The 24,441-nt window shown below is 38.6% G+C and carries 26 protein-coding genes; all 26 read left to right on the plus strand.

The window, feature by feature from the left end; genetic code table 11:
* Nucleotides 1-61: 61 nt before the first annotated feature.
* The 26 genes from ACZ5R4_RS16175 to ACZ5R4_RS16300 all read left to right on the plus strand — a co-directional run bounded on the left by ACZ5R4_RS16175 (nucleotide 62) and on the right by ACZ5R4_RS16300 (nucleotide 24,397).
* The gene (locus tag ACZ5R4_RS16175) at nucleotides 62-967 is read left to right on the plus strand and encodes a nuclease-related domain-containing protein (RefSeq protein ID WP_464367616.1); all 906 of its coding nucleotides are present in this window, start codon (nucleotides 62-64) and stop codon (nucleotides 965-967) included.
* 639 nt (nucleotides 968-1,606) lie between these two features.
* Nucleotides 1,607-2,236, plus strand: coding sequence for a uracil phosphoribosyltransferase (gene upp / locus ACZ5R4_RS16180; protein ID WP_054788810.1), 630 nt, complete (start codon nucleotides 1,607-1,609; stop codon nucleotides 2,234-2,236).
* Between the two features lie 24 nt (nucleotides 2,237-2,260).
* Nucleotides 2,261-3,400 (plus strand): non-hydrolyzing UDP-N-acetylglucosamine 2-epimerase, encoded by a 1,140-nt coding sequence (gene wecB / locus ACZ5R4_RS16185; protein WP_109985418.1) that lies wholly within the window; start codon nucleotides 2,261-2,263, stop codon nucleotides 3,398-3,400.
* 95 nt (nucleotides 3,401-3,495) lie between these two features.
* On the plus strand, nucleotides 3,496-5,601 hold the full coding sequence (locus ACZ5R4_RS16190; protein ID WP_464367617.1) for a S8 family serine peptidase: 2,106 nt from the start codon (nucleotides 3,496-3,498) through the stop codon (nucleotides 5,599-5,601).
* 321 nt (nucleotides 5,602-5,922) lie between these two features.
* Entirely contained in the window at nucleotides 5,923-6,150 is a 228-nt protein-coding gene (locus ACZ5R4_RS16195) for an AtpZ/AtpI family protein (RefSeq protein WP_054788814.1), read from the plus strand.
* The gene (locus tag ACZ5R4_RS16200; protein ID WP_054861562.1) at nucleotides 6,150-6,518 is read left to right on the plus strand and encodes an ATP synthase subunit I; all 369 of its coding nucleotides are present in this window, start codon (nucleotides 6,150-6,152) and stop codon (nucleotides 6,516-6,518) included. Before ACZ5R4_RS16195 ends, ACZ5R4_RS16200 begins: the two co-directional genes overlap by 1 nt.
* A 23-nt stretch (nucleotides 6,519-6,541) precedes the next feature.
* Nucleotides 6,542-7,264, plus strand: coding sequence for a F0F1 ATP synthase subunit A (gene atpB, locus ACZ5R4_RS16205; protein WP_109985503.1), 723 nt, complete (start codon nucleotides 6,542-6,544; stop codon nucleotides 7,262-7,264).
* Nucleotides 7,265-7,353: 89 nt separating this feature from the next.
* Nucleotides 7,354-7,560, plus strand: coding sequence for a F0F1 ATP synthase subunit C (gene atpE, locus ACZ5R4_RS16210; RefSeq protein ID WP_018930781.1), 207 nt, complete (start codon nucleotides 7,354-7,356; stop codon nucleotides 7,558-7,560).
* 128 nt (nucleotides 7,561-7,688) lie between these two features.
* Complete coding sequence (gene atpF, locus ACZ5R4_RS16215) at nucleotides 7,689-8,216, plus strand: F0F1 ATP synthase subunit B (protein WP_109985416.1); 528 nt, start codon at nucleotides 7,689-7,691, stop codon at nucleotides 8,214-8,216.
* On the plus strand, nucleotides 8,213-8,755 hold the full coding sequence (locus ACZ5R4_RS16220; protein ID WP_054861563.1) for a F0F1 ATP synthase subunit delta: 543 nt from the start codon (nucleotides 8,213-8,215) through the stop codon (nucleotides 8,753-8,755). Before atpF ends, ACZ5R4_RS16220 begins: the two co-directional genes overlap by 4 nt.
* Before the next feature lie 21 nt (nucleotides 8,756-8,776).
* Nucleotides 8,777-10,285, plus strand: coding sequence for a F0F1 ATP synthase subunit alpha (gene atpA, locus ACZ5R4_RS16225; RefSeq protein ID WP_464367618.1), 1,509 nt, complete (start codon nucleotides 8,777-8,779; stop codon nucleotides 10,283-10,285).
* A 96-nt stretch (nucleotides 10,286-10,381) separates the two neighbouring features.
* Nucleotides 10,382-11,248 carry an ATP synthase F1 subunit gamma gene (gene atpG / locus ACZ5R4_RS16230; protein WP_054861564.1) on the plus strand — a complete coding sequence of 289 codons (867 nt, stop codon included), beginning with the start codon at nucleotides 10,382-10,384 and terminating at the stop codon, nucleotides 11,246-11,248.
* Nucleotides 11,249-11,330: 82 nt separating this feature from the next.
* Nucleotides 11,331-12,734: a F0F1 ATP synthase subunit beta gene (atpD, locus tag ACZ5R4_RS16235; RefSeq protein ID WP_054861565.1), complete on the plus strand. Its 1,404-nt coding sequence runs from the start codon at nucleotides 11,331-11,333 to the stop codon at nucleotides 12,732-12,734.
* Nucleotides 12,735-12,774: 40 nt separating this feature from the next.
* Entirely contained in the window at nucleotides 12,775-13,173 is a 399-nt protein-coding gene (locus ACZ5R4_RS16240) for a F0F1 ATP synthase subunit epsilon (RefSeq protein WP_054861566.1), read from the plus strand.
* A gap of 517 nt (nucleotides 13,174-13,690) precedes the next feature.
* Nucleotides 13,691-13,927 (plus strand): DUF1146 family protein, encoded by a 237-nt coding sequence (locus tag ACZ5R4_RS16245; protein ID WP_425454600.1) that lies wholly within the window; start codon nucleotides 13,691-13,693, stop codon nucleotides 13,925-13,927.
* A 76-nt stretch (nucleotides 13,928-14,003) separates the two neighbouring features.
* Nucleotides 14,004-14,705 (plus strand): YwmB family TATA-box binding protein, encoded by a 702-nt coding sequence (locus ACZ5R4_RS16250; protein WP_054861567.1) that lies wholly within the window; start codon nucleotides 14,004-14,006, stop codon nucleotides 14,703-14,705.
* 35 nt (nucleotides 14,706-14,740) lie between these two features.
* Nucleotides 14,741-16,042 (plus strand): UDP-N-acetylglucosamine 1-carboxyvinyltransferase, encoded by a 1,302-nt coding sequence (murA, locus tag ACZ5R4_RS16255; protein WP_109985411.1) that lies wholly within the window; start codon nucleotides 14,741-14,743, stop codon nucleotides 16,040-16,042.
* A gap of 146 nt (nucleotides 16,043-16,188) precedes the next feature.
* A complete protein-coding gene (gene spoIID, locus ACZ5R4_RS16260; protein WP_054861568.1) occupies nucleotides 16,189-17,247 on the plus strand; it encodes a stage II sporulation protein D in 1,059 nt (352 codons plus the stop codon).
* A gap of 92 nt (nucleotides 17,248-17,339) precedes the next feature.
* Nucleotides 17,340-18,272 (plus strand): M23 family metallopeptidase, encoded by a 933-nt coding sequence (locus tag ACZ5R4_RS16265; RefSeq protein WP_109985410.1) that lies wholly within the window; start codon nucleotides 17,340-17,342, stop codon nucleotides 18,270-18,272.
* Nucleotides 18,273-18,487: 215 nt separating this feature from the next.
* Nucleotides 18,488-19,519 carry an AimR family lysis-lysogeny pheromone receptor gene (locus tag ACZ5R4_RS16270; protein ID WP_109985409.1) on the plus strand — a complete coding sequence of 344 codons (1,032 nt, stop codon included), beginning with the start codon at nucleotides 18,488-18,490 and terminating at the stop codon, nucleotides 19,517-19,519.
* 189 nt (nucleotides 19,520-19,708) lie between these two features.
* Nucleotides 19,709-20,194, plus strand: coding sequence for a hypothetical protein (locus ACZ5R4_RS16275; RefSeq protein WP_464367619.1), 486 nt, complete (start codon nucleotides 19,709-19,711; stop codon nucleotides 20,192-20,194).
* A 521-nt stretch (nucleotides 20,195-20,715) separates the two neighbouring features.
* A complete protein-coding gene (locus ACZ5R4_RS16280) occupies nucleotides 20,716-20,877 on the plus strand; it encodes a hypothetical protein (RefSeq protein ID WP_347836657.1) in 162 nt (53 codons plus the stop codon).
* Nucleotides 20,878-21,095: 218 nt separating this feature from the next.
* Nucleotides 21,096-21,392, plus strand: a complete 297-nt coding sequence (gene spoIIID / locus ACZ5R4_RS16285; protein WP_054787628.1) for a sporulation transcriptional regulator SpoIIID — start codon at nucleotides 21,096-21,098, stop codon at nucleotides 21,390-21,392.
* A 315-nt stretch (nucleotides 21,393-21,707) separates the two neighbouring features.
* Complete coding sequence (gene mreB / locus ACZ5R4_RS16290) at nucleotides 21,708-22,706, plus strand: rod shape-determining protein (RefSeq protein ID WP_109985228.1); 999 nt, start codon at nucleotides 21,708-21,710, stop codon at nucleotides 22,704-22,706.
* Between the two features lie 20 nt (nucleotides 22,707-22,726).
* Entirely contained in the window at nucleotides 22,727-23,551 is an 825-nt protein-coding gene (locus tag ACZ5R4_RS16295) for a flagellar hook-basal body protein (RefSeq protein WP_464367620.1), read from the plus strand.
* Between the two features lie 21 nt (nucleotides 23,552-23,572).
* A complete protein-coding gene (locus tag ACZ5R4_RS16300) occupies nucleotides 23,573-24,397 on the plus strand; it encodes a flagellar hook-basal body complex protein (protein WP_054861573.1) in 825 nt (274 codons plus the stop codon).
* The last annotated feature ends 44 nt before the right edge of the window (nucleotides 24,398-24,441 follow it).

Here is a 24,441-nt window from a genome sequence, read left to right on the forward strand (position 1 = left end):
TGACTTTCGGGCTATGCTTCGTTTAAACTCCATGTAAATAATAATAGAAAGGTTGTGGAAAATGATTATTAAAGAAAGAGAAGAACCTGATGAGCTGCGAATATTTTCCTCTCTCCATCGACGTCGAAGCTTATCAGAAAAAGAAAAGAAATATTTTAAAAGCATGCAAAAAGGCTATACTGGAGAAAAGCATTTTGACTCCCTCATGAAACAGCTCACCTGTCCTCACTATCTCTTAAACGACTTACGCTTCAAACATCATAACCATTTTTTTCAAATCGATGCGATCCTGCTACTAGCAAATGAAATTTATTTATTCGAAATAAAAAACTTTGAAGGAGAATTTTACTATGATTCTGAAAAGCTGCAGATGAAAAAACAAATAGAAGTAAGTGATCCCCTACTGCAGCTCCAGAAAAGTGAGTCATTACTCCGACAACTCCTCCAATCCCATCACTATAATATTCGCATCCAAGGCTTTGTTGTTTTTGTTCATCCGGAATTTACCCTATATCAAGCGCCTTTAAATAAACCCATCATCCTGCCAACTCAGATCAATCAGTTTATCCGGCAACTAAACAAAATGACATCCCCTTTAAAGAGACAATCAGATAACGTCGCACAATTTTTAAAAACTATGCATATTGAGAAACCACCAATAACTAATATTCCTCCCTATACATTCGATCAGCTCCATAAAGGTATACCTTGCATCAACTGTCATGCTTTTTCCCTTTCTGTAATAGGTCATCACTGTATTTGCAAAAATTGTGGAACAAAGGAATCCATTGAAAAGGCAGTTATGCGGAATGTAAAAGAATTCAAGCTACTTTTTCCAAAAGAGCAAGTTAGAACCACGATGATCCAAGAGTGGTGTGATTTCATTATATCAAAGCAAAGAATCCAGAGAATTCTAGGTAAAAATTTCCATAAAGAAAGTGACAAGCAATGGGCTTATTATAAATGAAAAGGAATATAAAGCGTATTTCAATCAAGGTTATTAAGCCCCAACTGAGTTTTATCCGCCATATAAAATGCATTTCAATTGAGGCATCAAGCCAACCTGAGGTTTATCTGCCTTATAAAATGCATCTCAATCGAGGCATCAAGCCCAACTGAGTTTTATCCGCCATATAAAATGCATCTCAATCGAGGCATCAAGCCCAACTGAGTTTTATCCGCCATATAAAATGCATCTCAATCGAGGCATCAAGCCCAACTGAGTTTTATCCGCCATATAAAATGCATCTCAATCGAGGCATCAAGCCCAACTGAGTTTTATCCGCTCTATAAAATGCATTTCAATCGAGGCATCAAGCCAACCTGAAGTTTATCCGCCTTATAAAATGCATTTCAATTGATACCTCAAGTCAACCTGAGGTTTATCCTCCCAATTAAGCCCATTTCAATCAAGCCATCACCCAATCTGAGGTACATCCATCGCTTTACAAAGCGGATTTTAACCCAAAAACCAAAAACAATCATCTCCCGCTCGCTCTCTACCTCAAAGAATTTCTTGTTTTACTTGAAAGCATCTGCTTTTTTCAGTACAATTTGAAGGATGAACAGTTTACAGTTGTCAAACCAAAAAAGGAGAGATCAGTATATGAGCAATGTATTTGTATTGGATCATCCGCTTATTCAACACAAGCTGACGTACATACGTAATAAAAATACTGGAACAAAAGAATTTCGTGCATTAGTAGATGAAGTTTCAGCCCTTATGGCATTTGAAATAACAAGAGATTTACCCTTAGAGGAAAAAACGATAGAAACCCCTGTTACAGAAGCAGTTACGAAAGTGATTAGTGGGAAGAAAATTGGCCTTGTCCCGATTTTAAGAGCTGGCTTAGGAATGGTGGACGGAATGCTTCGTCTTATTCCAGCAGCAAAAGTTGGACATGTTGGTTTGTATCGTGATCCAGAAACATTGCAGCCAGTCGAATATTATGTGAAGCTCCCGACAGATATTGAGGAACGTGATTTTATTGTCATAGACCCAATGCTTGCTACAGGAGGATCAGCAAATGATGCGATTCATTCACTTAAAAAGCGTGGAGCTACAAATATTAAGCTGATGTGTCTAATTGCGGCACCTGAAGGAGTAGAAGTCATTCAAAAGGAACATCCAGATGTCGATATATATTTAGCGGCACTCGACGAAAGATTAGACGAAAAAGGTTATATTATCCCAGGTCTTGGAGACGCGGGAGATCGTCTTTTTGGCACAAAATAACATATAAAAAGGAGTATCATAAAAATGTCAAAGCCAATCAAAGTGATGTCTATTTTCGGAACGAGACCAGAAGCAATCAAGATGGCACCACTTGTATTAGAATTACAAAAACGTCCTGAACAATTTGAGTCGATTGTAACGGTAACAGCACAGCACCGCGAAATGTTGGACCAAGTGCTTGATATTTTTCAAGTAACCCCAGATCATGATTTAAATATTATGAAAGCAAGACAAACATTAGCGCAGATTACGACAAGAGCACTAGAAGGGCTAGATCAAGTGATGCAAGAAACGAAGCCTGATATCGTGCTTGTTCACGGAGATACTACGACAACCTTTGCTGCATCACTGGCTGCCTACTATAATCAAATTGCAGTTGGACATGTGGAGGCAGGTTTAAGGACATGGGACAAGTACTCCCCATATCCAGAAGAAATGAACCGTCAACTAACAGGCGTTATGGCAGATCTTCATTTCTCACCAACGACAAAATCAAAGCAAAACCTCTTAAATGAAAACAAAAAAGAAGATACTATTTTCATTACTGGTAATACAGCAATTGATGCATTATCTACTACAGTAAGCGAGGATTATACACATCCTGTATTGGAACAAGTGGGAAGTAAGCGTCTCGTTCTCATGACCGCACACCGTCGTGAGAATTTAGGTCAAAATATGCAACAAATGTTCCGTGCCATTAAACGATTAGTGGATGAGCACGAAGATATCCATGTTGTTTATCCTGTTCACTTAAACCCTGTTGTACAAGAAACGGCAAAAGAAATTCTAGGCGATGATCCACGCATTTCGCTAATTGAGCCATTAGGTGTGGTTGATTTCCATAACTTTGCTTCAAGAGCACACCTTATCCTAACCGATTCAGGCGGGGTACAAGAGGAAGCTCCATCCTTAGGAGTGCCAGTACTTGTACTAAGAGATACAACAGAACGCCCAGAGGGTATTGAGGCAGGTACATTAAAACTTGCCGGAACAGAAGAGGATAACATATTTAACCTTGCACATGAGCTCCTATCAGACGAAGAGGCCCACCGCAAAATGGCACGTGCTTCTAATCCATATGGAGACGGAAAAGCATCTGAGCGAATAGCTGATGCGATCCGCTACTTTTTCAATCAAACAACTGAAAAGCCAAAACCATTCTAAAGTCCCGATTTTTTCGGGGCTTTTTCTAATGGAAAAAAACATCATAGAATTGTTATTTATGTACACACTAGTGGTACATAAGGAGTTGGCGTGACATGATTTGGTGGTTATTAATGACATTGATAGTACAACCTGAGCAACAAGAGCAATCATTTATCATCGAAGTAGAGGATAATCCACATGAGATTGCTGAGGAAATGGAAACCTATTACCCACGAGTAGAGATACTACATATTTATGACACGATTTTTAATGGTATTGCGATTAAGGCAGATAATCGTACGTTAAAAAAACTGAAAAACAGAGGGCTATTTAAACAAAGCTATCCAGTTCAAAAATATCAAGCGCTGGAAACAAAGGAAACGATTAATCAAAGTGTCCCTTTTCTTCTACCAGAAAACCTACCATATACAGGTGATGGTGTAAAAGTCGGGGTGATTGACACAGGCATTGACTACAACCATCCCGATCTCCGAAAAAGCTATAAGGGTGGCTATGACCTCGTTGATTTCGATCAAGATCCGATGGAAACAACAGAAGAACAGGGCATACCTACCTTGCACGGAACCCATGTAGCCGGAATTATTGCAGCAAATGGAGAAATGAAAGGAGTTGCGCCAGAAGCTGAACTATATGGATATCGTGCATTAGGCCCAGGTGGAACTGGGACCTCCGTACAAGTAATGGCAGCAATTGAGCAAGCAGTAGAAGATAAGATGGACATCATTAACCTATCTTTAGGTAACACCATTAATGGACCTGATTGGCCAACATCGATAGCGGTTAACCGTGCCACGGAACAAGGTGTTACCGTTGTAATTGCCAATGGTAACACAGGGCCAGACCCATGGACAGTTGGATCGCCTGCAACAGCCGATAGTGTCATTGCCGTTGGTGCCTCTACACCACAAATCGAGCATCCCTACTTATACGATCGTTTTTTAGAAAAAAAAATAGAGCTTTGGCCAATGCAAGGTGCGCCTCCTTGGTCATTGGAGCGAGATCTACGTATAGCTCACGAGGATAGAGCAAAAGACAAATTACCGATGGATAGCATTTTAATCGTCGACCGTGGAAAACAACCTTTCACAAAACTAGCCATAGAAGCTGAAAAAAGGGGAGCAAAAGCATTATTAATTGCTAATAATGAGGAAGAAAGCTTTCAAGGAGCGATCGAAGCAGAGATAAGCATTCCGGTTGCTGGTATTTCCAAGGAAACAGGTGAATGGTTGAAGAATGCCCATGGCTCTTATTTGGAAATCAAGCATGAAAAAATTCAAGATACCGTAACAGATTTTAGTTCAAGAGGACCCGTGACAGTCAATTGGGCAATAAAGCCAGAGGTAGTGGCACCTGGTGCAAGCATCATGAGTACTGTACCAAATGGCTATCAAAGTCTTAATGGGACAAGTATGGCCGCCCCTCATGTAGCAGGAATATTAGCATTGTTAAAAGAAGCACATCCAGATTGGACACCTCAACAGTTGAAAGCAGCCTTATTAACCACAGCTGATCCACTAGAAAGCTTTCTTCCAACAGAGCAAGGAGCGGGAAAGGTTGATATAGGTGAAGCAATTAATACAGATACATTACTATATCACTCCTTTGTCCAGCTTGGGAAAAGTGGTGCTATCCTTGAACGAAGCAGCCATTCCATGATAGTGGAGAATATAGGAGATCAGCCTATCAGCTATAGCTTTCAACAGCCAAAGCTATCACAGGATTTGCGTTTTCATTTACCTAGCTCCTTTACATTACAGCCAGGGGAAAAGAAAGAGATTGAAATAGAAGCAATACTTCAAGCAAAGCAGCAGCCAGAACCTTTCCTGCAAGGTTATCTTTATCTCAATGATCATCCGATACCTTACTTGTATGTGACCGAAGCAGCTGATGTTCCGATGGCAATGGGACTTGAATTCTACTTAGAACCATTTGATGGTCAGTATCACTATCAGTTGTACATGGTAGAGGATGCAGAAAGTGTGACGGTTGATTTATATGATGACAAAACATTTGCATTTAAAGAAACCATTTTACAGTTAAACGACCAGTCAAAAGGAGTGGTCGAAGGTAGCTTAAAGAAAGATAGGATACCAGCTAAAGGGAGCTATGTGGCAAATATCACGGTGATCACGACAAATGGAGAAAAATATCAATACCAAACACCAATTCTGATAGAAGATACACTCCGTCAAGAATAAGCAACTTGATGGAGTGTATATCATTTAATCTTTCGAATTGCGAAATAATTGTCACAAATTGTTCGAAAACAATAAAAAAATAGCTCAGATTTGAATATTCGAGGATTTTGGACAAAATACTCGTATCTTGTCCGTATATTCTGAGATTTTGTCTTGAAAATGGATTGACAATAATCGTGCCCTATTGTATGCTATTTGATGGTAGATGATAAGGTTTGCATAACTGTGACAAATTTTTCTATATATAGGAATTTTTCCGCGAAATCAACCTTTTTACCCTATACATAATTTTTGTATACGTGAAATATGGAGTGATGCAGTTTGACATCACCAGGGAGTAAAAGACCACTACAAGGCTTAGCGATCACAAGCGCCATCCTATCACAATTGGCTGGTGGTCCATTAATTGGATTGTGGCTTGGTAGCTGGCTAGATCGGTATTTTACAACAAAACCACTCTTTTTAATCATCGGTCTACTTTTAGGTCTAGGAGCCGGTTTATACGGAACTATTCATTACGTAAGAGAAATAACGGGAGACGAAGAATAATGGATCAATACAAAAAAATGATAACCCGTCAACGTAAATGGATGTTCTACCTTCTTGCACTTTTCGTACTAGGCTGGGGTTTTACCTCCTATACTAGTATCTTCCTCGGACTTCTCCTAGGAACAACATTGAGTTTTTATAACCTTTGGTTGATGCAAAGGAAAGTGGAACGATTCGGTCGTGCCGCAGCAGATGGCGGTAGAGTAAATGGAATCGGGACATTTACCAGACTTGCAACCGCAGCATTAGCAGTTCTCATTGCAATGCGATTCGAAGAACATTTCCATTTTTTATCTGTAATTATTGGATTAATAACAGCCTATGTTGTTATTATGATAGATTTTGCTCTATTTAGAAAACAAGACTAGCACAAGGAAGTGAGGTGAAGCAATTGGATCACGAATCACCGATGTTATACGATCTATGGGGAATTCCATGGTTAGACTTTAACCTAGCAACGGTTTTGATGACATTTATCACCTGTGTCATAGTTTTCTTTATTTGCTTTTTTGCATCAAGAAGATTGCAAATGAAGCCTAAAGGATTTCAGAACTTTATGGAATGGATTATCGATTTTGTTAAAGGCATTATCGGGGATACCATGGATTGGAAAACAGGAAAGGTATTTTTACCACTAGGATTAACATTAATTGTTTTTCTTTTTATAAGTAATATTTTAGGTGTTATCACCATGGTAACATTTGGACACACATTATGGTGGAAGTCACCAACCTCAGATGCAACCTTAACCCTATCCTTATCAACAATGGTTATTTTGTTAACACACTATTACGGGATAAAGGTAAAAGGTTTCAAAGAGTATACAAAAGATTATGTCAGACCAGTACCTTTTTTATTACCATTTAAAATCATTGAAGAGTTCACTAATACTCTTACATTAGGTCTACGTCTTTTCGGTAATATTTTCGCTGGTGAAATCTTATTATCTCTTATTACTAAAATGGCAATGATAGCAATTCCTGCCTTTGCCTTCTCCATTATTCCAATGTTGGCTTGGCAAGGATTTAGTTTATTTATTGGAGCAATCCAAGCATTTATTTTCACAATGTTAACAATGGTCTATATGTCTCACAAAGTGAGTTCAGATCATTAATATAATTCCTACTATCAACTACCATTCATCATAATTGATAGTACAAAAAATAAAGCAATAGTTATATATCTTAAAGGAGGAAATAGAATATGGGAGCTTTAGCAGCTGCAATAGCAATTGGTTTAGCGGCACTTGGTGCTGGTTTAGGTAACGGTATGATCGTAAGTCGTACAGTAGAAGGGATTGCACGTCAGCCAGAATTAAGAGGTGCACTTCAAACAACGATGTTTATCGGGGTAGCGTTAGTAGAGGCGATTCCTATTTTCGCCGTTGTAATTGCCTTTATGGTAATGTAATTCATACTTATAACCTGATAGAATGGCGAAGTTCGTCTTAGACAATCTTCGCCATTCCTTTGTAAGTAAGTATCGACAATGATAGAACATAGGATAGATACGATTAATTGTTGGAAGGAGTGAACACTGTGCAAGAACTAGCTAGTGGACTCATCATCAACGCATCCATAGGTGGTTTTCATGGTGGAACAATTTTGTTCTCCCTTTTAAGCTTTGCGATTCTACTTATCCTGCTTAAAAAATTTGCCTGGGGTCCTTTAATGGACAAGATGGAAGAGCGTGAAAATTATATCGCAAATGAAATAGATACTGCTGAGAAGAATCGCGAAATTGCGGAAAAAGCGGCAAAAGAAGCGAATGAGCAGTTAAGTGCAACTCGTAAAGAGGCACAACAAATCATTGAAGAAGCGAAAAAAGCAGGTCAAGAGCAAGAGCAGGCAATTATCCAAGCGGCACAAGAGGCTGCGGCGCGATTGAAGCAATCAGCAGAAGAGGATATTGCACGTGAAAAAGAAAAAGCAATTGAAGCATTACAGGCACAGGTGGCTACATTATCTGTCCAGATTGCTACAAAAGTAATTGAAAAAGAAATCAACAAGGAAGACCAAGAACAATTGATCAGTGACTACATTAAAGAGGTAGGAGAAGAGCGATGAGTAAAGCAAATGTAGCAAAGCGTTATGCAGAAGCTCTATTCCAAATTGGTGTAGAAAAACAAACGATTGATTTTCTTGATACAGAATTAGCAACAGTGAGAGAAGTTTTCGAAACCAATAAAAAGCTTCTTCCATTTCTACAACATCCAAAAGTAGATCATGCTAAAAAGAAAGCACTACTGAAAGAAGCGTTCACAGGCTTTTCGGAGGATGTATTACATACACTTTCGTTACTTGTAGATCGCCACAATGTGTCGATTATTCCCGAGGTAGCACTTCAATTCACGAAGCTTGCAAATGAATCAAAGGGAATGAAAGAAGCCATTGTCTACTCTGTTCGCCCTCTTCAAGAAGAGGAAAAACAAGAGCTTGAAACAACCTTTAAGAAGAAATTAAATGTGAAAGCATTGAAAATAACGAATCAAGTGGATGAATCAATCATCGGTGGTGTCAAGATAAAAGTAGGCAACACGATTTATGATGGTACGATTAAAGGAAAGCTTGATCGATTAGAACGTAAAATAGCAAATGCAAATTAAGGACGATAGGGGTGAATTGGCATGAGCATTAAAGCTGAAGAAATCAGTGCACTGATTAAGCAGCAGATTGAAAGCTATGATTCAGACATCGAAGTAAGTGATGTCGGTACAGTTATCGAGATCGGTGACGGTATCGCTCGTGCACACGGGCTAGATAACGTAATGTCTGGTGAGCTAGTAGAGTTTTCAAACGGTGTCATGGGTATGGCACAGAACTTAGAAGAATCAAATGTTGGGATTGTAATTCTTGGACCATACACAGGTATTCGCGAAGGTGACGAGGTTCGTCGTACTGGTCGTATTATGGAAGTGCCAGTAGGAGAGGAACTAATCGGCCGCGTTGTCAATCCATTGGGACAACCAATCGATGGCAAAGGTACGATTGAAACAACAAAAACTCGTCCAATTGAATCACCAGCACCAGGTGTAATGGATCGTAAATCAGTTGATGAGCCATTACAAACAGGTATTAAAGCAATTGACGCTCTTGTTCCAATTGGTCGTGGTCAACGTGAGTTAATCATTGGGGATCGCCAAACTGGTAAAACAACTGTAGCTGTTGATACTATTCTAAACCAAGCTGATCAAGATATGATCTGTATCTATGTGGCAATTGGCCAAAAGGACTCTACCGTTCGTGGAACAGTAGAAGTTCTCCGTAAGCATGGTGCATTAGATTATACGATTGTCGTATCAGCTGGAGCAAGTGAACCTGCACCATTACAGTACTTAGCGCCATATGCTGGGGTGTCTATGGGGGAAGAGTTCATGTACAACGGAAAGCATGTACTCGTCGTATATGATGATTTATCTAAGCAAGCGAACGCATATCGTGAGCTTTCCCTATTATTACGCCGCCCGCCAGGACGTGAAGCATTCCCAGGGGATGTATTCTACTTACACTCTCGTTTATTGGAGCGTGCAGCGAAGCTTAGTGATGCAAAAGGTGGAGGTTCATTAACAGCACTTCCATTCGTAGAAACACAAGCAGGCGATATTTCTGCCTATATTCCTACAAACGTAATCTCTATTACAGATGGGCAAATTTTCTTGCAATCAGATTTATTCTTCTCTGGTGTAAGACCAGCGATCAATCCAGGTTTATCCGTATCGCGTGTTGGGGGATCTGCCCAAATTAAAGCAATGAGAAAAGTTGCGGGTACACTTCGTCTAGACCTTGCGTCATTCCGTGAGCTTGAATCATTTGCACAGTTCGGTTCAGATCTTGATAAAGCAACACAAGCAAAATTAAACCGAGGTGCTCGTACTGTAGAAGTGCTCAAACAAGGATTACACAAACCACTTGTTGCTGAAAAGCAAGTAATGATCCTTTATGCATTAACAAAAGGTTTCCTAGATGATATCCCTGTGGAGGATATCACTCGTTTTGAGGAAGAGTTCCTAAACTGGATGGACAAAAACAAAAAAGAATTGCTTAATACAATTAAAGAAACTGGTGCATTAGCCGATGAAGGCGAAATGGGTAATGCAATTGGAGAATTCAAAAAACAATTTATTGTTTCTGAATAAGTCGTATCAACTTAATCTGTCTGCCTTTGTCTAGGCAAAGTGCAGACCTTCATGAAATGATCGTCAATCTCAAGTAAGAAAGGACGGTGACATGTAGTGGCATCACTTAGAGATATAAAAACACGAATTACTTCTACACAAAAAACGAAGCAAATCACAAAAGCAATGCATATGGTATCAGCATCGAAACTGAGTAAGGCAGAGGAATTTGCCAAAGCTTTTGATCCATATAGCAACAAGATCAAAGAAGTAGTAACAAGTATTGCTGGAAGTGGACAGGATGCGGATCATCCGATGCTCCAAACACGTGAAGTAAAGAAAACAGCTTATTTTGTTATTGCTTCTGATCGTGGGCTTGCTGGTGCATTTAATAGTGGAGTACTTCGTAAAGTGTATCGTACGATTCAAGATCGCCATCAATCAAATGATGAATTTGCAGTGATTGTTGTTGGACGAATGGCACGTGATTTCTTCCAAAAACGTGGAATCCCAATTTTACATGAGATCACTGGATTATCGGATCAACCAAACTTTGCTGATGTAAAAGATCTTACTTCTGAAACAGTACAACTGTTTATTGATGGTGAAATTGATGAGTTAGTGATTTTCTACAATCACTTTGTCAGTGCAATATCACAAGAGGTTACATCTAAAAAACTTCTTCCACTTACTGACTTACAAGATGAAGTAAGTGGTGGTAGTAAGAGTATGTATGAATATGAACCAAATCAACAAGAGATCTTAAATGTGCTGTTACCACAATATGCTGAAAGCTTAATATTTGGTGCATTACTTGATAGTAAAGCAAGTGAACATGCTGCACGTATGACAGCAATGCAAAATGCGACTGATAACGCGGATGAGCTTATTTCTGATTTGTCTTTACAGTATAACCGTGCAAGACAGGCAGCCATTACACAAGAAATCACCGAAATTGTGAGTGGAGCAGCAGCATTAGAGTAGAAAATGGAGAGTGCAAATAGTTAGGCTAGCACTTAGATCATAAGTGAGAATGAGATTGAAATAGTAGTTAGGAGGGAAATCGATGGCAAAGGGACGCGTTATTGAAATCAAGGGACCAGTCGTTGACGTTAAATTCGACGATGGACACCTCCCGGAAATATACAATGCGTTAAAGGTACAGTACCAAATACAAGGCGAATCACAAGAATTGACGCTTGAGGTAGCACTTCACCTTGGTGATGATTCTGTTCGTACTATTGCGATGTCATCTACAGAAGGATTACAGCGTGGAGCAGAGGTTATTGATACAAATGCAGCAATCTCTGTACCAGTTGGTGATGTGACATTAGGGCGTGTATTTAACGTATTAGGTGAAAAAATTGACTTAGACGAAGAATTAGGTACTGACATTCGTCGTGATCCAATCCATCGTCAATCACCAAAATTTGATGATTTAGCAACAGATACAGAAATCTTAGAAACAGGAATTAAAGTAGTAGACCTTTTAGCGCCATATATTAAAGGTGGTAAAATCGGTTTGTTTGGTGGTGCCGGTGTTGGAAAAACGGTTCTTATTCAAGAGCTAATTAACAACATTGCACAAGAGCATGGTGGTATTTCCGTGTTTGCCGGTGTTGGAGAGCGAACTCGTGAAGGAAATGACCTCTATTATGAAATGAAGGACTCTGGTGTTATTTCCAAAACAGCGATGGTGTTCGGTCAAATGAACGAGCCACCCGGAGCGCGTATGCGTGTAGCATTAACAGGTCTTACCATGGCTGAGTACTTCCGTGATGAACAAGGTCAAGACGTGCTTTTATTTATTGACAACATTTTCCGTTTTACACAAGCTGGTTCAGAGGTATCGGCATTACTTGGTCGTATGCCATCTGCAGTTGGTTACCAACCAACACTAGCAACGGAAATGGGTCAGTTACAAGAGCGTATCACATCTACTAATAAAGGTTCTGTTACATCTATTCAAGCGATTTATGTACCTGCCGATGACTATACAGATCCGGCACCTGCGACAACCTTCGCCCACCTAGATGCAACAACTAACCTTGATCGTAAATTGTCAGAGCAAGGTATTTACCCAGCGGTGGATCCACTTGCTTCAACATCTCGTGCCCTTGACCCTGCAGTTGTAGGTGAAGAGCACTATGAGGTAGCACGTGAAGTACAACGTACACTTCAAAAATATAAAGAGCTTCAAGATATTATTGCAATTCTAGGTATGGATGAGCTTTCAGATGAGGATAAATTGACAGTAGCTCGTGCTCGTCGTATTCAATTCTTCTTATCTCAAAACTTCCACGTTGCAGAGCAGTTTACTGGTCAACCAGGTTCTTATGTTCCTGTAAAAGAAACGGTACAAGGCTTTAAAGAAATTCTAGAAGGTAAATATGATGATCTTCCAGAAGATGCTTTCCGTTTAGTTGGCCGTATCGAAGAGGTAGTTGAAAAAGCGAAGCAAATGGCTTAATAGCCAGTATGTTTCAATTCCAGCCTGAGGAGGGGTTCTGTTGAATACACTAACAGTAAGTGTTGTTACTCCAGATGGCCCTGTTCTGGAAGATACATTTGAGATGGTTAGCTGTAAAGCTGAAAGTGGTGAACTTGGTATTTTACCTGGTCACATTCCACTCGTTGCTCCATTATCCATTAGTGGTGTTCGCCTAAAAGGTCCAAACCCAGAACGCATTGCAGTAAGTGGTGGGTTTCTAGAGGTTCGCCCTGATAAGGTAACAATTCTGGCACAATCAGCGGAACGTCCTGAGGACATAGACATTGAACGTGCCCGAGCCGCTAAGGAACGAGCAGAACGACGCTTACAAGCTAAACAAGATGAAATTGATTTCAGAAGGGCAGAACTAGCACTAAAACGTGCTATGAATCGATTAGACATTGCTGAAAATAGATAAGTTACCACAAGAGACTTCGCCATTAAGGAGAAGTCTCTTGTTTCTTCTTTATAGCAATGGAAAATTATTATTATATATCTTGGTAACATGATGAACCTAGAGCAAGATCACCAAGAAAAAAGGATATATCTAGGAATAGCACGTTCCCTGAACAAGATAACCAAGATAAATAGGTAATGCCACGATCACCAGCTAATCTTTAACACTCCAATAACCTACAACAAAGTATTTTATAGAACTAAATAACCATACAACTCAGAGTCAAAAGAACTGGTCACCAAGTATCCCAACAGAATAATAGAAGATTTGTCAAAAATAAAATTATATCGGCGATAAAGCTACAAATTTCATTTCGAATACCCCCAACTCGCCAACAGACCTAAACAATTCTCAAAATAGTCTCCAATAGACAATAAATTTCCCGGGAAATAGCGAAATTTCTTCTAAAATGAGAAAAGCATCGAACAATAGAATATGATAGAATAGTCTTCAGAATAATGAAAAAGAGGGATAATGAATGATAGAACAAACACTAGCTCAAAATGGTTTAGTAAGTATAATCTCACACTTGATTTTTATCGTCATTACATGGCAAGTCGTACAGTCCTTAAACTTTGATGAACTATTTCGAAAAAACAAAGTATTTGAGGCGAGGATCCTTATCATTTTTCTCACAATCGCCATTGGATCCACTGTCAGCAATTTCTTCTTAGATTTCTTGAATTGGTCTCAACAGTTAATCTATTTATTTTAAGAGAATTGTCGAACAAAAAATAGTTTAATAGCTTCATTTCCTGCTAACACTTGTAATAAAAAAAGGAGTGCGGGAAATGAAGCGTTTTTTATTAGGTGGAATCATATTAATATTAACCGTTATAATATGGCAAGAGGTAGAAGCTAGCAGTATAGAGAGTAGTCAACAGCAATTAGAAGAGATGTTAAATATTGCAGAGGAAAATGATTTTCAATTAGATAAATGGGAAGTCGTCGTAAGAGAGAACCTTCTCATAGAGAATGTAGATAATGTCATCCAAGGTTTAGGTGATTTTGAAATTGGGAAAACACAAATAGATGGCGTCACTAAATATAGGGGCGACCGTCATAGTTCTGCTAATATTGTCGAATCTTTATTAATAGTGCGAACTTCAGGGAAGGAATATCAGGTCATTTATAAAATATCATCATCCGATTATTCTGAAGAAGTAAAGAAAACATATTTGCGTAAATTAGACGAAATGACAGAGAAATTATTCACTAAAAATGCACAATATTTTACTTGTCTTGAGGCTGTCAAAAATGGTATGATTGATATTGTTTGTTTAATAGAAAAAATCGCAGAAACTTTAAATTTAACCATATATGATCAGCTTAAAGACAACAAATTTCAAACTTGGACTGGGTATACACCAAAATGGGAGCAATCCATCACGATTGATGACAACGAAATAAATACTCATATTGCAGTGACAAAAGGATCGAATAATCAATCGACTCTCATCATAGGAACACCTATCCTAATTACTGAATATTAATAATAATGAATATGGACTACAGAGGAGAATGAGCCTTGGAAAAAATCATCGTCCGTGGCGGGAGGCAGTTACATGGCACTGTGAAAGTTGAAGGTGCGAAGAATGCTGTATTGCCTGTCATCGCTGCTAGTATAATTGCAAGTGAAGGAAAAAGTATAATCCATGACGTACCTGCGTTAGCAGATGTTTATACAATTAATCAAGTGTTAACCCATATGCATGTTGATGTACAATATGAAAATAATACAGTAACAGTAGATGCAACAAATGATTTATTGACAGAAGCTCCGTTTGAATATGTGCGAAAAATGCGTGCATCTGTACTTGTTTTAGGTCCATTATTAGCTAGATATGGACACGCAAAAGTAGCATTACCTGGAGGTTGTGCTATTGGTTCACGCCCAATTGATCTTCACCTAAAAGGCTTCGAAGCAATGGGAGCAGATGTACATGTTGGGAATGGTTTCGTCGAAGTAACTACAAATGGTAGGTTGAAAGGCGCAAAGATTTACCTAGATATGCCAAGTGTTGGGGCTACAGAAAATATTATGATGGCTGCGGCATTAGCGAGTGGAAGAACAACCATTGAAAATGCGGCAAAAGAACCAGAAATAGTAGATTTAGCTAATTACTTGAACAAAATGGGTGCAAAAATTATTGGTGCCGGAACAGAAACGATAAAAGTCGATGGTGTTCGTAAGCTGAGAGGGGCAGAACACACAATTATTCCAGACCGTATAGAAGCAGGAACATTCATGGTGGCAGCTGCCATTACTGGTGGAAATGTTTTAATTGAAAAGGCAGAAATTGATCATCTCCGTTCCCTTGTGTCAAAAATGGAGGAAATGGGAGTTCGTTTTATTGAGGAGCCAAATGGCCTGCGGGTAATTGGACCTAAAAAATTGAAAGCTACGGATATTAAGACATTGCCACATCCAGGATTTCCAACTGATATGCAGTCACAAATGATGGCATTGATGCTAAATGCAACTGGAACTAGTGTTATTACAGAAACAGTATTCGAAAATCGTTTTATGCATGTAGAAGAATTTAGAAGAATGAATGCTAAGCTGAAGATAGAAGGGCGAAGTGTGATCGTAGAAGGCCCTGTCAATCTTCAAGGTGCTGAGGTTGCCGCCACCGATTTGCGTGCAGGAGCTGCGCTTATCTTAGCTGGTTTAGTAGCAGATGGATATACTAGAGTAACTTCTTTACAGCATATCGATAGAGGATATGTAAATATTACAGATAAATTTGCTGGATTAGGAGCAGATATTGAAAGAGTTCGGGAGATTCCTGTACAAAATATATCGATGAAGAGAGTAGAAGTACAATAATTAACAAAGAGGACAGTTCATAGCTTGTCCTCTTTTTCTATCTCAAAAAATCTCTATTAGAAAAAATATAACTTGTACCATGTTCTAATCTTTTATCAACAGAATATAAATAGAGTAGTGGAATGAAAGATTAGAGGAGGTCATACATGCCAAAGTTTAAGAAAAATCCATCAATCAATTGGAAGCTACCTACCATCATTTTCACAGCAACACTACTTTTCATTATGTTTCTCATTCCATCCATTATTGTCGTTCCATTTAAGGAAGACAATAAGGCAACACAAGCATCCATCGAGACAGCTGTAACTAAAGAAACAAAGAAAGCTGTAGAATCACTAGAATCTCCATTCCAAGTTAATGTATTCCGAACAGAAGAGAACGAAGTGGAAGAAATTCCTTTAGAGGAATATGTCATTAACGTTGTAGCTTCAGAAATGCCGGCAGAATTTGAGCTAGAGGCCTTAAAGGCACAAGCACTAGCGGCAAGAACTTACATTGTGCGTTTTTTGAAGCAAGGCACAGATGAAGGTCTACCAGCTGATGCAGATGTTACAGACACCGTTCAACACCAAGTATATAAAAATAATGATGAATTACGTCAAATTTGGGGAACAGATTACCATTGGAAAATGGAGAAAATTACAGAGGCGGTCGCTGCAACACAAGGAGAAATTATCACCTATGAAAAGGAACCGATTACTCCAGCATTTTTCTCTACAAGTAATGGCTACACCGAAGACTCTGAAAATTATTGGCAAAATGCCTTGCCGTATCTAAGAACAGTGGAAAGCCCTTGGGATGAGGAATTATCACCAAAGTTTTTAGATCAAACGGTACTAACCGTTGCTCAAGTAGAACAAAAGCTTGGAGTAAATTTATCAAATCAGGTGCAAGATTTTCAAATTACGCGTACAGATAGTAAGCGAGTCGATCAAGCCACCATTGGCGGGAAAACATTTACAGGTAGAGAAATAAGAGAAAAGCTCGCCCTTCCATCTAACGATTTTACGATCACGAAGAAAAATGACCATTATGTTTTTACAACAAAAGGCTACGGCCATGGTGTTGGTATGAGTCAATACGGAGCGAATGGAATGGCGAAAGAAGGAAAAAACTATCAGGATATTATTACGTATTATTATCAAGGAACAACTATTCAACCATTAGAGCAAGCTGCTCCGACATTGCTTGCTAAATCCGAATAAGATAGAAGCGAAATAGATTTCTAAAAAAAATTTATAGATTGATGTATAAATTTTCCTCCATTTGATCACAATGGTTGCTGAGGTGATGAATTATGGAGGAAAACAAGAACGTTTCAAAAAAGAGTTGGAAACGTATCTTCAAAAAAAGATGGTTCTTTCCTGCACTTTATTTAACCGTTGCTGCACTGCTACTTTCGGGGGTCTTATGGTATCAAAATGTAACCAATCAAGTACCTGATTTAGCAGAGAACATGGAGGATCAGCTAAATGGAGATCTCGATAAGGATCAAGAGGATGCTGAATCTGTGATGCAGCAACAAGAAGTCTTGAAGATGCCAGTAGCAGAAGACTTGCAAACTGAAATTGTCACAAAATTCTATGATTATGGAGCAGATGCTGAGGAACAAGAGAAAGCATTGATTTCACATCAAAACAAATATTATCAGAGCGATGGTATCGACATCTCCACAGAAGACAATCAAGCGTTTGATGTAATGGCTGCTCTATCAGGAACAGTAGCGGAAATCAAGCAAGACCCGCTATTAGGGAATGTTGTGAAAATGGAGCATAAGCAAGGAGTTACCACTTATTATGCTAGTTTAGGTGAAGTGTTAGTAGAAGAAGGAACCGAGCTAAAGCAAGGCCAAACACTTGGAACAGCAGGTCAAAATAGTCTTGGCCAGGATAATGGTGTCCATTTACACTTTGAAGTACGCAAAGACAATGAACCTGTAAATCCAGAAACTTATATTAATCAACCGATTAATAGAATTGTTGCACCTGAATCTTCCGATGAGGATAGCGACTCAGCAGAAGGTGAAGAGCAAGAAGATAAGGAAACAACAGAGAACTCTGAACCAGAAGGCAATGAGTCTGATGATGCGGAGCAAGGTGAAGAAGGATCATCAGAGGATTCGGAACAAGAGGATGGCGAGTCCACTGATAAAACGGAAGAAGATGAAAGTAATAGTGAAGAAGATTCACAGAATAAAAGTGAATCTTCCAGATCGATGGGACAAGCGTAAAGAGAAAAGAGAGAAAGCTTTGAAGGCTTTCTCTTTTTTGTTTTTCCAGTCTTTTCCCCAATTGTCATAGTTAGCTGTCGCACGGGATAGAGCACTGACCATTTTTTGCTTTTTTTGTCGATAGTCGTGGTGATTTGACGAACGATTTTCCTCTAAAACCTATTGCATAATTCCTCGAATGTGAAATAATTGATAATTGTGAAAGGAGTAGGAAAATGCATACAGAAAAAACTTATACAGGGATTATTGAAAAATATCTAGAATCAGATACTGTACTAGGTCTCCATCAATTTATTACTATGATTAGTTTGGATCAAGATGAAGCAAGAATGATTGAATTAGTGAAGGAATTTTGCATGAAGTCTTCATCGCCATTAAATGATCGACTTGCTCTTGAATATTTCTATGTCAATAAATGTAACAAAGAGCTTGCCTATTTTATTGAAAAGAATAAAAATAGTGAAAGTAGTTTAAATCAACAAACCGCTATTTTATATGAATTAATGATAGATATTCAGGAAAGAAATGCTGTCCATGCTATTCGGTCTGTCGCAAAAAATCTAAACTATGATACACCAGAGCTACAATGTTTACACTATTTCTTAAACATCGAGCTAGATATGTCTGTTTACTACTATGACAAAATCGGCTATTACTTAAACAAAATACAGCCATTACTTCACAAGATTGACAACCCGCTTCTCGTTCAATTTTTTCATATTCGGATACAGCTTTTGCTTTTTACGTACTATTGGAAAAAAAATGAGTTAATTCTCGCTAGAAAGCACGCCTATGAAGCATTACATATGCCGAATCATTTAAGACAAAAAGCAGAGTTACACATCTCGTTATCCCTAAGCTATATCTATGAAGACTTTGAATCATGCATCTATCACCTCGAGGAAGCAAAATATATTGCTCAACTACTTCAAGATAAAAGAATTCTACATAAAATCTCAACAAGAACTTACCCATTTATTTGTGCACATTTTGGTAAAGTCGAAAATGTTACAACCAACGATCCAGTGGAGGGTGCTCATATTGAAATTGCCAAAGGAAATAAGAAACGAGCAAAACAGCTATTAGAACTAGCAGAAACCTCCACACCATTTACACAATACTATCTAGGATTAATCACAAATAAACAACATCATTTTATTAATTCCTATCAAGAATTTATGAGAAAAAGGAGTGATTATTTCTTCGCAAAATTACCAATGCAAGCCTGTGAAATGTTTGGAATATGAGAATTTCTTAAAAGGAGTAGAGATAATGAGAGAAGGTCTACTATTAGAGAAAAAAATAAAAAACATAGATCCAGACTTCGGAGATATTGGTTAGATGTAAGAAGGGAGATAAGTTCACAGAGACTTATCTCCTTTTACATATTTGGAAGCATTTCAACAGCCGATCATTAATCGAAGGCCACTCATAAAATGAATAAAGCCCAAAATTCGGAAGCCACGCATCAAATTGGCACTTATCAAGCGGCTAAAGCCCAAAATGGAAGAGTCTGTCCTCAAAATGGCACTTATCAAGCGGCTAAAGCCCAAAATAGAAGAGTCTGTCCTCAAATTGGCACTTATCAAGCGGCTAAAGCCCAAAATGGAAAAGTCTGTCCTCAAAATGGCACTTATCAAGCGGCTAAAGCCCAAAATGGAAGAGTCTGTCCTCAAAATGGCACTTATCAAGTGGATAAAGCCCAAAATAGAAGAGTCTGTCCTCAAAATGGCACTTATCAAGCGGCTAAAGCCCAAAATAGAAGAGTCTGTCCTCAAAATGGCACTTATCAAGCGGCTAAAGCCCAAAATGGAAGAGTCTGTCCTCAAAATGGCACTTATCAAGTGGATAAAGCCCAAAATAGAAGAGTCTGTCCTCAAAATGGCACTTATCAAGCGGCTAAAGCCCAAATAGAAGAATAGGTCCTCAAAATGGCACTTATAAATCGAATAAAGCCCATTTTGGAAACAGCAGGGTTAATCATCCACATCATACGGTTTTCAAGAATTAGCTGAAGAATAAGGCATTACCACAAGCGTGTCCGGGAAAAACACTTGCTTTTTATTTATGTTATTCTTATTACAATCAACGGTATAATCTATCATAAGTTGTTTCCTCATGTAGAAAATTAGTGTAATTGGAATGTTTACAATAGTACCCTGAATCCAATCACTCGAAAACTCGACGGTTGCTGTTTCTCCAGTTATTACATTAGTAAAAACAGCTTTTTTACCGTTGTCAAACGTATCTACGGCATAGTCTCCAACAGTAGTATTTGATTTAGCAAATATAGCGTTTGTCGGTAAAATAGTAATATGCACATGCAGATGGAAATGTACATAATTGTTGGATTATCAATGTTTGTAAAATATAGAAAAAGTAAACATACAAAATGTGAATAAAACAATTTCAAGCGTTATAAAGAATATGTGTTGGATAATCGGTGGATATTGGTTGGGCTGCCTGTTCAGATTTACTTTCAAAAATGAATCATGCTGCAGATCTCCTATCCCATAATACCACCACTCATCATTCACCACATACCCACATTACCGATAATCCGTCGGACTGGCAAAATATTGTCATAATGCTCGATCTCGTCTAATACAATGGTACAAATCATTATCTCTTGTCTAAGGTGAGAATCTAGGACGTCTCTGTCTAGACATCCTATTATCCTCAGAACGTTTATTCGCTGAATGATTATTGGCTTATGAATAAAATAGATACCAAAAAATTTAAAACTCATTATCATACATGTTGATCACTCCATAGCTTGTCTCTGTTCACACCTTGGACTTACAACATAGGGAGGCGAGTGTAGTGCATGATTATATTAAGGATCGCACATTGAAAATTGGAAAATACCTGGTGGAAACCAAGAAAACGGTAAGGGTCATTGCCAAGGAATTTGGTGTATCCAAGAGCACCGTACACAAAGATCTTACAGAGCGATTACCAGAATTACACCCAGAATTAGCAAATGAAGTGAAGGAAATTTTAAACCATCATAAAGCAATCCGTCACTTAAGAGGAGGCGAAGCAACGAAAATGAAATACCAATTATATGAAAAAGATAGTCCATCGCTCCACAAGCCATTAGCCAAAACAGAGGCATAATGGTTCTAAATACCTATATAATCCGCAAGCCATCAAGGAAAAGGAAATTCTGACTGAGGATCCTCTCTAACCTATACATACCTTCCATTAGAGCCTGAATACGATGATGAAAATAGCAACTTCCATTTCTCGACACCAACCAAAACTCATAAAAGCAAATCTTGTATTTTTTCAACAAAAATAGTAACAATTTCTCAATTTTTGTGCTATTATATATAATCAGAGGCATTGTGTTCGACTATTGAAAAAGATATAGATACATATATAACAGTACGGATACGAAGCAATTAGAATCTTAGGGAGGATCGAGATTTCATGTTTTCAAGAGATATTGGAATAGATTTAGGAACGGCGAATGTCTTAATTCATGTGAAGGGTAAAGGCATTGTTTTAGACGAGCCATCTGTTGTGGCAATGGACCGTAATACCGGAAAAGTATTAGAAGTTGGAGAAGAAGCTAGACGCATGGTAGGGCGTACACCAGGAAATATTGAAGCGATTCGTCCATTAAAAGATGGCGTTATTGCTGATTTTGATGTAACCGAATCAATGCTTAAATATTTTATCAATAAAATCGATGTCAAAGGCTTTTTATCAAAGCCAAGAATGTTAATTTGCTGCCCAACAAACATCACAAAAGTCGAACAGAAAGCAATTAGAGAAGCGGCAGAAAAATCAGGTGGAAAAAAGGTTTACTTAGAAGAAGAGCCAAAAATTGCAGCAATCGGAGCAGGGATGGAAATCTTCCAACCGAGCGGTAATATGGTAGTGGATATTGGTGGTGGAACGACCGATATTGCGGTGCTATCAATGGGAGACATTGTAACAGCACAATCTGTAAAGATGGCTGGCGATAAATTTGATTCCGAAATCTTACAATATGTAAAAAGAAAATATAAATTACTTATCGGTGAGCGTACGGCAGAGGATATTAAAATCAATGTTGCGACAGTTTTTGAAGGGTCCCGAAATGAAGAAATTGACATTCGAGGACGCGATATGGTGACAGGCCTTCCGAGAACGATCACCATCTATTCAGGTGAAGTGGAAGAAGCACTTCGAGAATCTATTGCGCTTATTGTGCAAAGTGCGAAAACCGTACTGGAAAAAACACCTCCAGAATTATCAGCAGATATCATCGATCGCGGTGTCATTCTTACAGGTGGAGGCGCATTATTACACGGCTTAGACCAACTGTTAGCAGAGGAGCTTAAAGTACCTGTTTTGCTTGCAGAGGATCCAATGACATGTGTAGCAAAAGGAACAGGCATTATGTTAGACAATATCGATAAATTGGAACGTTCCATCGTCTAAAGGCAAAGAGGTGAGCGGAAATGTTAAGAGGTTTTTATACAGCGGCAACAGGTATGATGGCACAGCAACGGAAGCAGGAAGTTTTGTCCAATAATATGACGAATGCTCTTACCCCAGGGTATAAACAGGATCAAGCATCATTAAAAGCTTTTCCAGAGCTACTGATTCATCGTATGGAAAATCAGCAAATACCGACAAGATCGCAAAGTCAAGTTCGAACAATGTTGGAGATCGGTGCAATTAATACAGGAGTGTATGTTCATGAAACGATTCCTGATTTCTCACAGGGATCCCTTCAACAGACAGATATGACAACAGATATGGCATTAGTTCAAACAGAAACTCCTGATGAAAATGGCTCGATTTTTTTTACGATCCAAAATGGTGATGGAGATGTTCGCTATACGAGAAACGGTAACTTTACCGTTGATGGTGAAGGGAACCTAACTACGAATGCAGGATATTATGTGTTAGATAATGCAGGGAATCCGATCAATACAGATGGACTAGAATTTGAAGTAACGCCTGAGGGATTTGTTCAAATTGGAGAACAAAATATACCGCTCGGAGTCGTCTATAGCAATGACCCCAATCAATTAGTAAAAAATGAAGAGGATTTATTTGAATTAGCGGAAGATGCAGAGGCATTGGTTGATGCTAGAGAAACAGCAGGTTTACAATTTAATGTTCAACAAGGTTATCTAGAAGGCTCGAATGTAGACCAAGCGGAAACGATGACAGAGATGATGCAGGCATACCGTGCTTTTGAAGCAAACCAAAAAGTTGTACAAGCATATGATCGAAGTCTAGACAAGGCAGTGAATGAGATAGCACGACTCGGATAATAGAAAAAGGAGAATAAATCCATGACGAGAATGACATTTCAAGCTGCAGCAATGATGACACAGCTTCAGCACAAACTCGATACGATTGGAAATAACTTAGCTAATTTAAATACAACCGGTTTTAAAAGTCGAGAGACTAATTTTTCTGCATTACTAACTCAACAGATTAATACAGAAGATGCGACAGATAATGGAGCAAGATTAACTCCTGAAGGTATTCGTGTTGGAGCAGGTGCTAAGCTAGGTCATACAAATCTTAATCTGCAAGAAGGATCTCTTCAGACAACAGAACGGGCATTGGATGTAGCTTTATTAGAAGCTAACCATCTATTTCAAGTAAACGTGGTGGAAAATGGCACCGAAGAAATTCGTTACACAAGAGCCGGGAATTTTTACTTAAGTCCTATTAATAATGAGCAAGTGATGCTTGTTACATCTGACGGTTATCCAGTGCTAGGAGAAGCTGGCCCGATTATTTTAGCAAATGATATGGATAATGTAGCCATAGATGAAAATGGACGAATCAATGTAACAAGAAACGGGATGGAGCAAGTCGAAGGACAGCTTAATATTGTAGAGGCAGTACGTCCACGATTATTAGAAGGAACGGGTGATAGTTTATTTCGTCTTTCAGAAGAAACGTTAGCCAATTACAATCTGAATGAAATCATCAACGATGTAGAAGGGAATAATGTCCGCCTTCAAAGTGGCGCATTGGAGAGCTCCAATGTCAATATGTCCATTCAAATGACCGACATGATAGAAACACAGCGGGCCTATCAGTTTAATGCAAGAACGATTTCGATGCATGATCAAATGAAAGGTCTGATTAACCAACTACGTTAAAATAAAGATCAGATAAAGCGCAAGTTTTTCGAGTAAGGAGCCAT

This window comes from Gracilibacillus sp. JCM 18860, from assembly GCF_055395245.1.

Bases quoted from the DNA above. Each gene is read 5' to 3' on its own strand.
- wecB (WP_109985418.1), top strand. From the start codon at position 2,261: ATGTCAAAGCCAATCAAAGTGATGTCTATTTTCGGAACGAGACCAGAA.
- ACZ5R4_RS16300 (WP_054861573.1), top strand. From the start codon at position 23,573: ATGACGAGAATGACATTTCAAGCTGCAGCAATGATGACACAGCTTCAG.
- spoIID (WP_054861568.1), top strand. From the start codon at position 16,189: ATGCCAAAGTTTAAGAAAAATCCATCAATCAATTGGAAGCTACCTACC.
- ACZ5R4_RS16250 (WP_054861567.1), top strand. From the start codon at position 14,004: ATGAAGCGTTTTTTATTAGGTGGAATCATATTAATATTAACCGTTATA.
- ACZ5R4_RS16190 (WP_464367617.1), top strand. From the start codon at position 3,496: ATGATTTGGTGGTTATTAATGACATTGATAGTACAACCTGAGCAACAA.
- atpA (WP_464367618.1), top strand. From the start codon at position 8,777: ATGAGCATTAAAGCTGAAGAAATCAGTGCACTGATTAAGCAGCAGATT.
- ACZ5R4_RS16275 (WP_464367619.1), top strand. From the start codon at position 19,709: ATGAATAAAGCCCAAAATTCGGAAGCCACGCATCAAATTGGCACTTAT.
- ACZ5R4_RS16270 (WP_109985409.1), top strand. From the start codon at position 18,488: ATGCATACAGAAAAAACTTATACAGGGATTATTGAAAAATATCTAGAA.
- ACZ5R4_RS16245 (WP_425454600.1), top strand. From the start codon at position 13,691: ATGATAGAACAAACACTAGCTCAAAATGGTTTAGTAAGTATAATCTCA.
- atpE (WP_018930781.1), top strand. From the start codon at position 7,354: ATGGGAGCTTTAGCAGCTGCAATAGCAATTGGTTTAGCGGCACTTGGT.
- ACZ5R4_RS16295 (WP_464367620.1), top strand. From the start codon at position 22,727: ATGTTAAGAGGTTTTTATACAGCGGCAACAGGTATGATGGCACAGCAA.
- mreB (WP_109985228.1), top strand. From the start codon at position 21,708: ATGTTTTCAAGAGATATTGGAATAGATTTAGGAACGGCGAATGTCTTA.
- ACZ5R4_RS16220 (WP_054861563.1), top strand. From the start codon at position 8,213: ATGAGTAAAGCAAATGTAGCAAAGCGTTATGCAGAAGCTCTATTCCAA.
- atpD (WP_054861565.1), top strand. From the start codon at position 11,331: ATGGCAAAGGGACGCGTTATTGAAATCAAGGGACCAGTCGTTGACGTT.
- ACZ5R4_RS16200 (WP_054861562.1), top strand. From the start codon at position 6,150: ATGGATCAATACAAAAAAATGATAACCCGTCAACGTAAATGGATGTTC.
- upp (WP_054788810.1), top strand. From the start codon at position 1,607: ATGAGCAATGTATTTGTATTGGATCATCCGCTTATTCAACACAAGCTG.
- ACZ5R4_RS16265 (WP_109985410.1), top strand. From the start codon at position 17,340: ATGGAGGAAAACAAGAACGTTTCAAAAAAGAGTTGGAAACGTATCTTC.
- ACZ5R4_RS16175 (WP_464367616.1), top strand. From the start codon at position 62: ATGATTATTAAAGAAAGAGAAGAACCTGATGAGCTGCGAATATTTTCC.